We start from the raw sequence: 12,965 nt of genomic DNA, 5'->3' as shown, positions 1-12,965 counted from the left end.
ATCGCTCCGCTCTGCATCGTCGGCGGTGGGTATGAGTCGCAAGCCGCTGATTGCGGGCAACTGGAAGATGAACCTCAACCACTTCGAGGCCATCGCTCTGGTGCAAAAAATCGCATTCTCCTTGCCTGACAAGTACTTCGACAGGGTCGATGTCGCTGTCATTCCGCCATTCACCGACCTGCGCAGCGTGCAGACGCTGGTCGACGGTGACAAACTGCGACTCACCTATGGCGCACAGGACGTTTCGCAGCACGATTCCGGTGCTTACACCGGCGAGATCAGCGGGGCGTTCCTCGCCAAGCTGGGTTGCCACTACGCGGTCGTCGGGCACTCCGAGCGGCGTACCTATCACCACGAGGACGATGCGCTGGTTGCCGCCAAAGCCGCTGCGGCGCTCAAGCACGAGCTGACGCCGATCGTTTGCATCGGCGAACACCTCGAAGTCAGGGAAGCCGGCGAGCACGTCAACCACTGCCAGAATCAGCTGCGCGGCTCGCTGGCTGGATTGTCAGCCGAGCAGATCGGCCAGACCGTCATCGCCTATGAACCGGTATGGGCGATCGGCACCGGGCGGGTGGCCAGTGCCGCCGACGCGCAGGAAGTGTGCGCGGCAGTTCGCAAGGAGCTGAGCTCGCTGGCGTCAGCGCAGATCGCCGACACCGTCCGGGTGCTCTACGGCGGCTCGGTAAATGCCAAGAACATCGCCGACATCGTGGCGCAGGAAGACGTGGACGGCGCCCTGGTGGGCGGCGCTTCGCTGGACGGCGAGCAATTCGCGACGCTGTCGGCGATCGCCGCCGGGGGACCGCTGCCGTAAAACATCGGCAGTACGGGTTGCGATCTCGGTGAGGTCACGCTTAGCTTAAGGAAACCTGTCAGAACCACAGGGTCGTTAAGTTTTGCTTGTAGGTCCACGTACACCGGGGGAAGGCGACTAATGGCTGGTCGGAACGGTAAACAGCGCCCACGCAACACGTCCATCCGGCGGTGCGGCGTTGTCATGGGCGCAGCTGTCGGCGCATTTGTTGCCGCAGCAGCGATGGCGACCGGTTCAGCGGCACCCGCCAAGGCGGACTTCGAGGATCTCCTTGACCCGATCATCCAACCGCTGCTGACGTCATTCACCGACTCGGTTGCGGTCTTCGACCCGGCGGCTGCCCTGGATTTGACCAGCTGGACCGACAGCCTGCTCGCCAGCCTGAACACGTCGTTCGATTTCGCGCTGCCGACGACCGACACCGCGGCGGCAGCCGCCACGACAGCAGCTGAGCCCGCCGCTGCAGCCGCCGCCACCTACGACCTTCCCATCACCCTCTCCGAAGGCACCGAGCCGACCGTGAACGCCGCCGTTGACGGCGGTAGCTCATTGCCGGTGCTCGTCGATTCCGGGTCCAGCGGCCTGGTTGTCCCGTATACCGATCTCGGCTCGAACCCTTTCTCGCAGCTCGAGAGCCTGTTCAGCCTCGGCACCCCCACCGGCATCAGCGAGAGCGGCTACAGCGGCGGGGTGGATTACATCTACCTGACCTACAACAGCGTGCCCGTCAGTTACGCCGATGGCCTCGGCACGACCGGTCCCGTCGAGGTTGAGGTGTACTCCTGGGACCCGTCTAACTTCTTGAGCTACTTCACCAACGACGCCTTCCAAACTTTCCTGTCCGGCAACGCCTCGGAAGGCGGGATCCTGGGCATAGGCGACAACGTTGGTGGCGCGGCGGGTGCGAGTCCGTTTGACAGCTACGGCAGCGCGCTCGTCGATCTCAAGCATGGCGAGCTCGTCATCGGCGGAACCAACCCGTACTCGGTCCTCGACACCGTCTCAGGCAATGGGTCCATCGGCAGTGGTCTCACCGAAACGGTGACGACCAACACCGGGGCGGTCGTCGGGAGCAGCGCGGTCCCGGTCTCTGATGACCTCGACACCGGCGGCGTTTACGGAACGATCCCGTCGTCGATTTCGTCATCGGGTCTGGCGCAGGGTGACATCGTCACGGTGTCCGAGGGCAGCACGGTGCTGTACTCCTACGCAGTGGGCGCCGGCGGGTCACCGGATATCGCGTCGGGAACCACAATCGACAGCGGCGTCGAGCCGTTCCTGACCCATGCGCTCTACATCGACTACGCCCACGACACGACATCGCTTGACGTAGCGGGCAGCTAGGACCGACCTGAGCTCGCGCTTGGCGTTCTCCGAGGGTGGATACCCCAAAATGGTTAGTGTGGTACGCATCCGAGTTGTCTGGCAGAAAGCTCGAGTCACTCCACGACGGCCCGCCCGTCGCGGGGTCCAACAACATCGACTCGGGTGGCGTGTCCGGGACGATCCCGTTCAGCGGTTACCAACGCCGCGCATCAGGTGCACCACACCTACACGACGAGCGACAACTTCGATATCGGCACGAAGCTGGTGTCAGACAGCCCAACGGTCGTCTCGGGCAACTCGATCGACATCGGCGTGCTGCCGTTCCTGAATTACTCGGTCTAGCTGGACTACGACACCGGAGCGACCGGCACGACGTATTTCAGCCCGTTCATCCCGTGGCTCGGCTGGCGCCGGTCCATCCCGGTCAGTCACCGGCCGGTAAGGTGTGGGCCATGGAATTGGCTCTGCAGATCACCCTCGTGGTCACCAGCATCCTGGTGGTCTTGTTGGTGCTGTTGCACCGCGCCAAGGGTGGCGGTCTGTCGACGCTGTTTGGTGGCGGCGTGCAGTCCAGCCTGTCCGGGTCGACCGTGGTGGAGAAGAACCTCGACCGGCTGACGCTGTTCGTCGTCGGCATCTGGCTGGTCGCCATCGTCGGCGTGGCGCTGCGCATCAAATACAACGCCTGAGGTTCGGCGGCCGGCGTTCCGGCCGTAGGCGCGACGTCCCGCCGCTTGTGCTACATAAGTGCTACTCTGCTCGGATGGCTGACACCGTCGGTATCCGTGAGCTACGTCAAAACGCCTCGGAGATCATCAAGGCCGCCGAGGCCGGCCAGGCATTTCACGTCACCGTCCGCGGCGAAGACACCGGCGTCGTCATCGCCAAGCGGGCATCCATGCCTCCTGCTCAACGTCGACGAGGCGTCACCCTGAACCACATCGAACAGGCTGGCACCTACGCGCAGACAGCCCCTGACGGTTACGAGGAGGCCATGCTGGAGATGGTCGAGCGCGGCCGAGACGAGTCGGGGCGCGTCGGCGATCGCGCACAGTGAGAATTCACCTGGACACCAACCTGCTGATCAGTAAGCCCCGCTGGGAGCTGCTACCTCCGGGAGACCACGAATATCTGGTTTCGGCGCTGGTATTCGCTGAATTCAGCGAGGGCACAGTGCATCCCAACCCGGACGTCGCCGCGCGGGCGCGCATCGATCTCATACAGCACCGGGCCGCCTATGGCGGTGGCCTGCCCTTCAGTCAGCGTGAAGCTGATATTTACCGCGAGCTTTGCTCACTCGTCGCGACCGCAGGACGGACTCCGGGAGGTAAGCGTCGCATCGATTTGATGATTGCGGCGACCGCCATCGGGGACGGGGCAGCGCTGGCCACCCGCAATACCTACGATTTCGATGGTCTGCAGCCGCTCCTGCACATCATCACGCTCTAATGTTGGGCGTGCGGAGTGGTGACAACGCCTGACCCACGAACGGCGAAGACAGCCAACCACCCTGATACTGGTAGGTATGGCTGAAGCACCCGACTCGCTCGAGCCCTTCGGCGCGGTAAAACGCACCCGAATAGGTCGCGAAGCGACCGAGCCGATGCGCGACGACATCCGGCTGCTCGGCGCCATCCTCGGTGACACCGTCCGCGAGCAGCACGGCAACGAGGTCTTTGACCTTGTGGAGCGGGCCCGCGTCGCGTCGTTCCGGGTGCGTCGCTCGGAGATCGAGCGTTCCGAGGTGGCGCAGATTTTCGACGGGATCGACATCCGCCGGGCAATCCCGGTGATCCGCGCGTTCAGTCACTTCGCGTTGCTGGCCAACGTCGCCGAAGACATCCACCGGGAACGCCGCCGCGCCATCCACGTGGAGGCGGGTGACCCGCCGCAGGACAGCAGCCTGGCCGCCACCTACCAGAAGCTGGATGCGGCGGATTTGGACTCCGCGATCGTGGCCGAGGCGCTGACCGGCGCCCTGGTCTCGCCGGTGATCACCGCCCATCCGACCGAAACCCGCCGCCGCACGGTGTTCGACACCCAGCACCGCATCACCCAGCTGATGCGGCTGCGCGCGCACGGCCACACCGAGGCCGACGACGGCGGCGACATCGAAACCGAGCTGCGACGCCAAGTGCTGATGCTGTGGCAGACGGCATTGGTGCGGCTGTCCCGCCTGCAGATCTCCGACGAGATCGCCGTCGGGTTGCGGTATTACGCAACAGCGTTTTTCGACGTGGTACCCAAGGTCAACGCCGGAGTTCGCGACGCGTTGCGCGGTCGCTGGCCCGACGCCGAGCTACTCCCCGAACCGATCCTGCGGCCCGGCTCGTGGATCGGCGGCGACCGCGACGGCAACCCCAATGTCACCGCCGACGTGGTGCGTCTGGCCACCGGCAGCGCCGCCTACACCGCGCTGAACCACTACACCGCCGAGCTGAGTGCGCTGGAGCAGGAGTTGTCGATGTCGTCGCGGTTGGTCGCCGTGACCGACGAGCTGAGCAGCCTGGCCGAGGACTGCGACGAGCCGGCGCGTGGCGACGAGCCCTACCGCCGCGCCTTGCGCGTCATTCACGGCCGGCTCACCGCCACCGCCAAACAAATCCTGGACGAAGAGCCGGACAATCTCCTCGACCTCGGTCTGCCGCCGTACCCGACGCCGGGGGAGATGCTGGCCGACCTCGACACCGTCGACGCCTCGCTGCGCGCGAACGGCAGCCGGCTGCTGGCCGATGATCGACTGGCACGACTGCGGGAAGCCCTGCACGTCTTCGGGTTTCACCTCTCAGGCCTGGACCTGCGGCAGAACTCCGACGTTCACGAAGAAGTGGTCGCCGAGCTCCTAGCCTGGGCCGGAGTCCACCCGGACTACCTCTCGCTGACCGAAGACGAGCGGGTCAACATCCTGGCCGAGGAGCTGGGCACCCGGCGACCGTTGATCGGTGATCGCGAGCAGTTGTCGGAGCTTGCTCAAAAAGAACTCGCGATCATCGCGGCGGCGGCGCGGGCAGTCGAGATCTACGGCCCACCCGCGGTGCCCAACTACATCATCTCGATGTGTCGCTCTGTCTCCGACCTTCTCGAGGCCGGCATCCTGCTGAAGGAATCCGGACTGATCGACGCGGCCGCCGACGAGCCCTACTGTCCGGTCGGCATCGTCCCCCTCTTCGAGACAATCGACGATCTGCACCGCGGCGCATCGATTCTCGAAGCGGCACTTGATCTTCCGGTCTATCAAAGCGTAGTCCGGGCTCGCGGTGACAGCCAAGAGGTGATGCTCGGCTACTCCGACTCCAACAAAGACGGCGGTTATCTGACCGCCAACTGGGCGCTCTACCGCGCCGAACTCGACCTCGTCGAATCGGCCCGCAAAACCGGAATTCGGTTGCGGCTCTTCCACGGCCGTGGCGGCACCGTGGGCCGCGGTGGCGGGCCCAGTTACGAAGCCATCCTCGCTCAGCCGCCGGGAGCGGTGAACGGCTCCCTGCGACTGACCGAGCAAGGCGAGGTGATAGCCGCGAAGTACGCCGAGCCGATCATCGCCCAGCGCAATCTGGAGACCTTGCTGGCGGCGACCCTGGAGTCGACCCTGCTCGACGTCGAGGGACTCGGCGACGCGGCCGGCCCGGCCTACGAGATTCTCGACGAGCTGGCCGACCGGGCGCAGCGGGCATATTCCGAATTAGTCCATGAGACAGAGGGTTTCGTGGAGTACTTCCTGCAGTCCACGCCAGTCAGCGAGATCGGTGCGCTCAACGTCGGCAGCCGCCCGACGTCGCGCAAACAGACGTCGTCGATCTCCGACCTGCGCGCGATTCCCTGGGTGATGGCATGGAGCCAGTCGCGGGTGATGTTGCCGGGCTGGTACGGAACCGGTACGGCGATCGAGGAGTGGATCGCCGGCGGCGAAGGCCGCCTGGAAACACTGCGTGAGCTTTATGAGCGTTGGCCGTTCTTCCAGACCGTGCTGTCGAACATGGCGCAGGTCCTCGCCAAGACTGACCTCGGTCTGGCGGCCCGTTACTCCGAGCTTGTTGAAGACGAAACACTGCGGCGACGGGTATTCGACAAGATCGCTGCGGAACACCAGCGAAGCATCAACGCGCACAAGCTGATCACCGGCCAGGACAACCTGCTCGCCGACAACCCGGCGTTGGCCCGTTCGGTGTTCAACCGCTTCCCGTATCTGGAGCCGCTGAATCATCTGCAGGTCGAATTGCTACGGCGTTACCGCTCCGGTGACGACGATGAATTGGTCCAGCGCGGGATCCTGTTGACAATGAACGGGCTGGCCAGCGCGCTGCGCAACAGCGGGTAGAACGCCCATGTCCCTGAGTCCTGATCTCGACGCCCTTCGGCTCGAACTCGCCGCGGCGTGTTTCGACAGTGTCGCCCACCAGTTCGCCCATTTCGCCAAATTTGGTCGCGTCGAAGGTATTGCCGACGACGATGCCGCACAGTTCGGTGTCGCCGGCGATGTGATCGGCTGGGTCGGTGAGGAATACCGCAGGTGCGCCATCAAAATCCGTGCCATGGAGGAGATACTCGCCGCACCGTTTCTCCATCAGCCCGCTGTGCCCAGCGACGCATCGGCCTTTGAAGCGTCGATGAGCCGGCCACTACCGCCGGAGCTACCGGATCAGCCGGTCTGCATCGGCTCGGATCTTCTCGACCAGGCACGTGAGCGGATCGCCGAGGCGCGCGATGCACTCGGTCACGGCAACACCCCGACTCTGCTTGCCGCCACCCAAACCGCGGCGCTGCTCCATACCTGGTGTGGTGGTTAGACCAGCACGCTTTGGATGGCCGGTGCGATCATCGCCACGAGCGTTTCGGTATCCGCCTGCGCCAGGATGGGAACTCCGACGACCCGCCGGCCCACGACGACGCCGACCAGCATCGACGACGCCAGCCCCGCTCGCAGAGCGGCGTCAGGAGCGTTGCCTCGACCCGCACCCATGGCGTCGAGCAGTCGGGCCTGGATGAACTCCCGCAGCTGTGACGCCGCCTGCTCGTTGGTGATGGCGGCCCGCAGCATCGCCATCATGGGCTCCGAATCTTCCGGAGCTCCCTCCCATACTTGGAGATGAGCGCGCACGACCCGTTCACCCAGATGTTCGTCGGGTCCGTCGAAGACAGTGTTGATGCGCTCCAACGATTTTGACGATATCGACATCACCGCGGCGAACAACTCCTCCTTCGACGTGAAGAACTGGATCACCAGCGACGGGTTGACCCCCGCTTCCGATGCGACCCGCCTGATCGTCGTCGCGGCGAATCCGTCGGAGGCGAACCGGACCCGGGCGGCGTCGAGGATGGCCTGACGGGTGGTACTCGCGCCGGGGCGCCGTCCTCGGCGAACCGGTGCCGTCTGCGCGCTCTTCGTGGTCACAGAGGAGAACTTACCGTGGATCGTAAAAATATAAACAGATGTTGATTTAATCCTTCCGAACATCTACGGTCGAGTAGACGCATGAGTTCACTGAAGTTAGAGGCGGCAATGACCGACGTTGAGAAGCTATTCACGCCGTCGCTCCCGTTGGAGCCAGGTGATAGATACGGCGTGCTGAGCGGGTTCGACCCGGGCACCCGCACGCTCGCGGCGGGCTTTCGGCTTGCGCCGGAATTCACAGCGCTGCCGGTCGACATCGTGTTGGACAAGGACGTCAGCGTCACCATGCGTGACGGTGTGACGACCTACGTCGATATCTTGCGACCGGCAGGCTCGGAGCAGGTCCCGGTCATCGTGGCGTGGAGCCCGTACGGCAAAGGTCAGGGGAGCTCTCCGGCCGCCAGGGGGGTGTTCGAGCTGGTCGGTCTTGACAACGGGATCGTCTCGGGTCTGCACAAATTCGAGGGGCCTGATCCGGCCTACTGGTGCGCCCGCGGTTACGCGATCTGCAACCCCGACGTGCGAGGTGTCTCAGATTCGCAGGGCGACAGCGTTTTATGGGATCGCCAAGAGGGCGAGGATGCGCACGATCTGATCGAGTGGCTGGCCGGCCAGGAGTGGTGCACGGGCAAGGTCGCGATGAGCGGGACCTCCTATCTCGCGGTCGCACAATGGTTTGCCGCCGCCGAACAGCCTAAGCATCTGGCGGCGATCAATCCGTGGGAAGGCGTCAGCGACGTCTACCGCGACCTCGTGCTGCGCGGCGGCATGCCCGACACCGGTTTCGCCCGACAGCTCCAGGAGAACAGCTACTGGGGCAACGGCCGCAAGGAAGACATTCTCGCCGAGGCCGAGCGCTATCCACTGATGAATGACCTGTGGCGCAACAAGATTCCGCGCGTCGACCGGATCACCGTGCCGGCCTACGTCGTGGCAAGTTATTCGAATTCGTTGCATACGGGCGGCACATTCCGTGCGTGGCGGCGGATGGGCTCGGAGGAGAAATGGCTGCGCATTCACAACAGCCAGGAATGGCCCGACTACTACGACGAGGCCAGCCGAGAAGATCTGCGCCGATTCTTCGATCACTTCCTCAAGGGCGAGGACAACGGTTGGGAGCACACCCCACGGGTCCGCTACTCCGTTCTCGACCTCGAAGGGGCAGACCGCGTCAACCTGCCCGCAGACCAGTTCCCCCCGCGCGGCGTCGTCAACACCAAGTATTACCTGGACGGCCGCTCGCGCACGCTGCGCACCGAGGCGCCCGCGGGGGAGGTGACGACGGCCTATAGCGCCGAAACCAATCCGGGCCTGGTCTCGTTCATCACCCGATTCCCCGAGGAGACCACTTTGGTCGGCTACCCCAAGGCACGTCTATGGGTCGAAGCGGAGGGCGCCGACGACATGGACCTCTTCGTCTTCGTCCAGAAGCTGAATGTGCAAGGCACGCCGCTGCAGGGATTCACCGTGCCCAATCGCGGCGCGATGATTCACGACGTCACCGAGCGAGGTGCGTCCATCCTGCGCTACAAGGGCTCCGCCGGTCGTCTGCGCGTGTCGATGCGGCACCTGGACGAGCGACTCTCGACCGACGACGTGCCCGTCCACAGCTTCGACCGAGTCGAGAAACTCACGCCCGGCGCGGTCGTCGAGGTCGAAATCGACCTGCTGCCAATCGGTCTGGTGTTCCACCCTGGCGAGCAGCTGCGGCTGGTCATCGGCGCGCAGAATCTGTTCGGCCCATGGATGCCCGCCCTCCGCGAATACGTGCCGCAGAACACCGGCACGCACGTCATCCACACCGGCGGGAGCCGCGCGTCGTATCTGCAGTTGCCGATTCAGACCGCGGTGTAGCTGAGCAGACACGGTCCATCCGCACGCGCCACACCGCCGATCTGGGCCGGCACCGGACGCGGATGCGCGGTCCATTCCGGCGTCATCTGGTAGCGGCCGAGCAACCGCGTCATGGTGGCGGTCATGGCTGACAGTGAAAAAGGCTGCGCCGGACAGGAATGCCGTCCGTGTCCGAATGCCGTCACCAACATCGGCGACGGGAGCGACTTTTCGTCGGTGAGCCGATGCCGAGACCAGCGATCCGGATCCCATTTCTCGAGCCCGGGCGCCACGGTGGTGTTGAGCAGCGGTAGCAGCGTCGCAATGGTCCACCCGGGTGGCACCTGGTAGCTCACGTCGCCGGTGTCGAGGTCGACCGGCGACAAGACGCTGCGCGCCATGATCGATCGTTGCGCCAGCCGGGTCGATTCCAGCGCGCATCGCTGCGCAAGATCCGCATCGGTCACGACGCGCGTCAGATACCCCGGATGCTCGAGCAGGTCCACCAGCGCCCATCCCAGCGCGGCAGCCAGGTTGGACATCGACGCGATGTGGATCAGCGCAACGTCCAGGGCGATACCGCGAATCCGGTTGTCGTCCGGGTCGTTCCGCCATTCGGCGACGATTCTGCCGAACAGGCCGTCGTCATCCGCCGGACGGTGCACGGCGTCGGCGACGATCTCGGCCACCTCGTCGAGAGCTGCGCGCTCGGCCCGCTTCCCGGATGCGGCGACCGCGGCCATCGCGTCGGGATGGACGAACGCGTCCGAGCCGTCCAAGGTGTCGAAGGCCCGCACCAGGCGCTCGAACGCCTCGCCGTGCGCCGACCCCGGCCCGGCCCAGGAGGCCAGCCCCATCCGGTGGCCGAGTCGGCGCGTCAGGGCGAAGACGTCCACGGACCCCGACGAGCCCAACTCGTCGATGGTCTGGTCGAGCGCCCGATCCAGATTGGTCAGATAACCGGCGACGTCGTCGCGCCGGAACAGTGTGCTCGGCAAAATGCGACGCCCCTGAAAGATCTCGTCGGGCAGCTTGCGCCGCAGCATCAGGTAGTCCGCGACGCCCTTGCTGGCCTTGTCCTCGGGCAAGCGATAGAACGATTCGACACCGGCGGGGGAGAACGTGAACAGGTAGTGATCGTCGCCGCTGCGCAGGGCGAATGTGTCGCCGTGCTGGGCGCGGGCTTCCGCGATGGCGGCGACCGCGTCCGCGACCGAGACATCCCACGGCAGGCCGGTGTTCTCGGCGTACGGCGGATCGGGAGCCGGTCGGGGATGCGGCACGGTCTAGCGACTACCGCGATTTGCGCAAGGCGTTGAATGCGTTGCGGACTGCGTGTTCGGTGACCGACAGCGGCGACATCACGGTTTCGCCGACGCCGACCATGTAGTCGATGCGTTCGACGATGGCCTCGACCGGCGCAACGAGGGTCACCAGCCGCTTCATCAGGTCGTCGATCCTGCCGAGGGTGGCTTCGAAGTGGTCGAGCCCGTTGTCGAGGCGGTCGACCGCGCTGTTGAGGTTCAACAGTGAGGTGTTCAGGTCCCCCAACGTGTCGCCGAGGCCACCCAACACGTCTTCCAGCTGGTTGACGGTGACGTCGGCGTTCATCGCCGCTTGGGTGAGCGTCTTGATCCGCTGCCGCGCTGGGCGATCGCCGGCGCTGTTATCTGCCATGCCGCTCATTATGGCGGTCGACGGAACCTCGGGGACCGAATATCCATCTGATCGGATATGCATCGGCAAAATGGCGATCACTGCTGTGCAGCAGTGATCCGCAACGCGATACCGCCCGACGTCATTCGACGGCTGCAGGAATACCAGCGCGGCTACAACGACGGGAGGGCCGAGCGGCGGGCGCGCTAACCGGGCAGCTTGCTGGCGGCTCCGGAATCGAGGAACCAGACGGTGTGCTCGCGGCCGATCGCGCCGGCCGCCGGAATCGAGACCGGGTCGGCGCCACCGACCGCGGCGGCGACGGCCTCGGCCTTTTCTTCGCCCGCCACCAGCAGCCATACCTCGCGCGAGCGTTGAATCGCGGGCAGCGTCAGCGTGATTCGCAATGGCGGAGGCTTCGGTGAATCCTCGACATCGACCACCAATCGCGTGGTCTCGTGCACGGCCGAAGTATCGGGAAACAGCGAGTTGATGTGGCCCTCGGGACCAACGCCAAGGAGATGGACGTCGAAATTCGGCGCCGGGTCACCCGGGTCGGCGTTCGCGGCCAGAAGTTGTTCGTAGGCCAATGCGGCAGCGGCGAGGTCGGTACCGAATTCACCGTCGGCCGCGGGCATGGCGTGCACGTTGCGCGCCGGGATGTCGACGTGATCCAGCAAGGCCTCGCGAGCCTGCTTGTCGTTGCGTTCGTCGTCGTCCTCGGTGACATATCGTTCGTCGCCCCAGAACAGGTGCACCTTGGCCCAGTCGACCCGCCCGGTCTGCGCTGCGAGGAAACGCATCAGCTTGTTGCCGTTGCCACCTCCGGTCAACACGACCTGGGCCTTGCCGCGAGCAGCGATCGCGGCCTCGACCACGCCGATCAGCCGTTCGCCTGCCGCGGCCACCAGTCCGTCGCTGTCGTCGAACTTCTCCACTGACGTCTCACTCACCAGTGCCGCTCCTCCTCATCGCTGCAATCTGCATCGTCGCGGCACGCTCACGCGTACTCCACCCGGTCGATACCCTCCAACGCTGAAAAATAGATGACGTCCGCATCCAACCGGCGGAGATCTTCGGCGAGGCACTCGGGCACGTCTCGGCGTTGCAGCGGAACGAGCGCGTCGGGTTTACCGGTTCGGCTCAACGTCGCGGTCAGTCCCTTCTGCGGTCTTCGCAGCGTCACCGTCTCGGTGAGCCGTTCGAGTTCGACTTTGAGTTCGCCGACGACACGACGGACGGGTCCGTCGATTCGACTGGCCAGCCAGCCGGCCAGGATGTCGAGCGCGGGTTCGTCTTTGAGGCCGGACACCACCGCCGAGTTGATCGGCTCATGTGGTGGCAGATCGATCGCCGACGTGAGCAGCGCGCGCCAGTACGTGATGCGGCTCCAGGCCAGGTCGGTATCACCCGGGGTGTAGCCCGGCAGCCTGCTTCTGATCGCCGACAGGGGATCGACTCCGTTGGTTGCGTCGGTGATCCGGCGAATTGCCAATTGGCCCAATGGATCCTGTGCCGGTACGGCGGGAGCGACATCGGGCCACCACACCACCACAGGGATATCGGGCAACAGAAACGGCACGACGACGCTACCGTCGTGCCCGGCCAGCGAACCGGAGAGTCGCAGCACCACGACTTCGCCGGCGCCGCTGTCACCGCCCACCCGTAGTTGCGCATCCAGGCGCGCCTCGGCGGCATCGGCATCACCGGTCGTCACGACGATGACCCGGCTGGGATGCTCATGGCTGGCGGCGTTGGCGGCCTTGATCGATTCCTCGAGCAGCGTGTCGCTGCCCGGTGCGATCACCAGCGTCAAGACACGGCCGAGGTTGACCGCGCCGGATTCCTCGAGCAGCGAGGTGAGTTTCTTGGCGATCTGGGCAGTGCTGGTCTCCGGCAAATCCACGATCATCGGCGCCGCTCCTCGTCATTGCCGGCCGG

14 protein-coding genes are annotated in these 12,965 nt (G+C 65.1%); 9 read left to right on the top strand and 5 right to left on the bottom strand.

The window, feature by feature from the left end; genetic code table 11:
• Positions 1-31 precede the first annotated feature (31 nt).
• From tpiA to ACQY5A_RS09610, 8 genes are all read left to right on the top strand, one after another.
• Positions 32-817 (top strand): triose-phosphate isomerase, encoded by a 786-nt coding sequence (gene tpiA / locus ACQY5A_RS09645; RefSeq protein WP_428340155.1) that lies wholly within the window; start codon positions 32-34, stop codon positions 815-817.
• A gap of 183 nt (positions 818-1,000) precedes the next feature.
• Complete coding sequence (locus ACQY5A_RS09640) at positions 1,001-2,161, top strand: hypothetical protein (RefSeq protein WP_428340154.1); 1,161 nt, start codon at positions 1,001-1,003, stop codon at positions 2,159-2,161.
• A 144-nt stretch (positions 2,162-2,305) separates the two neighbouring features.
• Complete coding sequence (locus ACQY5A_RS09635) at positions 2,306-2,485, top strand: hypothetical protein (protein WP_428340153.1); 180 nt, start codon at positions 2,306-2,308, stop codon at positions 2,483-2,485.
• Positions 2,486-2,595: 110 nt separating this feature from the next.
• Complete coding sequence (gene secG / locus ACQY5A_RS09630; protein WP_428340152.1) at positions 2,596-2,832, top strand: preprotein translocase subunit SecG; 237 nt, start codon at positions 2,596-2,598, stop codon at positions 2,830-2,832.
• A 74-nt stretch (positions 2,833-2,906) separates the two neighbouring features.
• Complete coding sequence (locus ACQY5A_RS09625; protein ID WP_428340151.1) at positions 2,907-3,200, top strand: type II toxin-antitoxin system Phd/YefM family antitoxin; 294 nt, start codon at positions 2,907-2,909, stop codon at positions 3,198-3,200.
• Positions 3,197-3,592: a PIN domain-containing protein gene (locus ACQY5A_RS09620; RefSeq protein ID WP_428340150.1), complete on the top strand. Its 396-nt coding sequence runs from the start codon at positions 3,197-3,199 to the stop codon at positions 3,590-3,592. The genes ACQY5A_RS09625 and ACQY5A_RS09620 overlap by 4 nt, the downstream gene beginning before the upstream one ends.
• Positions 3,593-3,668: 76 nt before the next feature.
• Positions 3,669-6,461, top strand: coding sequence for a phosphoenolpyruvate carboxylase (gene ppc, locus ACQY5A_RS09615; RefSeq protein WP_428340149.1), 2,793 nt, complete (start codon positions 3,669-3,671; stop codon positions 6,459-6,461).
• A gap of 7 nt (positions 6,462-6,468) precedes the next feature.
• Positions 6,469-6,930 carry a hypothetical protein gene (locus ACQY5A_RS09610; protein ID WP_428340148.1) on the top strand — a complete coding sequence of 154 codons (462 nt, stop codon included), beginning with the start codon at positions 6,469-6,471 and terminating at the stop codon, positions 6,928-6,930.
• Here ACQY5A_RS09610 and ACQY5A_RS09605 read toward each other — a convergent pair.
• Complete coding sequence (locus ACQY5A_RS09605; protein ID WP_428340147.1) at positions 6,927-7,535, bottom strand: TetR family transcriptional regulator; 609 nt, start codon at positions 7,533-7,535, stop codon at positions 6,927-6,929. The two genes, ACQY5A_RS09610 and ACQY5A_RS09605, sit on opposite strands and share 4 nt — an antisense overlap.
• Positions 7,536-7,616: 81 nt before the next feature.
• Between ACQY5A_RS09605 and ACQY5A_RS09600 the strand changes: the two genes are divergently transcribed.
• Entirely contained in the window at positions 7,617-9,389 is a 1,773-nt protein-coding gene (locus ACQY5A_RS09600; protein WP_428340146.1) for a CocE/NonD family hydrolase, read from the top strand.
• Here ACQY5A_RS09600 and ACQY5A_RS09595 read toward each other — a convergent pair.
• The 4 genes from ACQY5A_RS09595 to opcA all read right to left on the bottom strand — a co-directional run bounded on the left by ACQY5A_RS09595 (position 9,374) and on the right by opcA (position 12,936).
• Complete coding sequence (locus ACQY5A_RS09595; protein ID WP_428340145.1) at positions 9,374-10,651, bottom strand: cytochrome P450; 1,278 nt, start codon at positions 10,649-10,651, stop codon at positions 9,374-9,376. The two genes, ACQY5A_RS09600 and ACQY5A_RS09595, sit on opposite strands and share 16 nt — an antisense overlap.
• Before the next feature lie 10 nt (positions 10,652-10,661).
• The gene (locus ACQY5A_RS09590; RefSeq protein WP_428340144.1) at positions 10,662-11,054 is read right to left on the bottom strand and encodes an ATPase; all 393 of its coding nucleotides are present in this window, start codon (positions 11,052-11,054) and stop codon (positions 10,662-10,664) included.
• A 176-nt stretch (positions 11,055-11,230) separates the two neighbouring features.
• Positions 11,231-11,977 carry a 6-phosphogluconolactonase gene (pgl, locus tag ACQY5A_RS09585; RefSeq protein ID WP_428340143.1) on the bottom strand — a complete coding sequence of 249 codons (747 nt, stop codon included), beginning with the start codon at positions 11,975-11,977 and terminating at the stop codon, positions 11,231-11,233.
• 47 nt (positions 11,978-12,024) lie between these two features.
• Positions 12,025-12,936 (bottom strand): glucose-6-phosphate dehydrogenase assembly protein OpcA, encoded by a 912-nt coding sequence (gene opcA / locus ACQY5A_RS09580; protein ID WP_428340142.1) that lies wholly within the window; start codon positions 12,934-12,936, stop codon positions 12,025-12,027.
• Between the last annotated feature and the right edge of the window lie 29 nt (positions 12,937-12,965).

Source organism: Mycobacterium sp. (assembly GCF_965277065.1).
Taxonomy (GTDB): domain Bacteria; phylum Actinomycetota; class Actinomycetes; order Mycobacteriales; family Mycobacteriaceae; genus Mycobacterium.
This window is presented reverse-complemented; position numbering and strand designations above follow the sequence as displayed.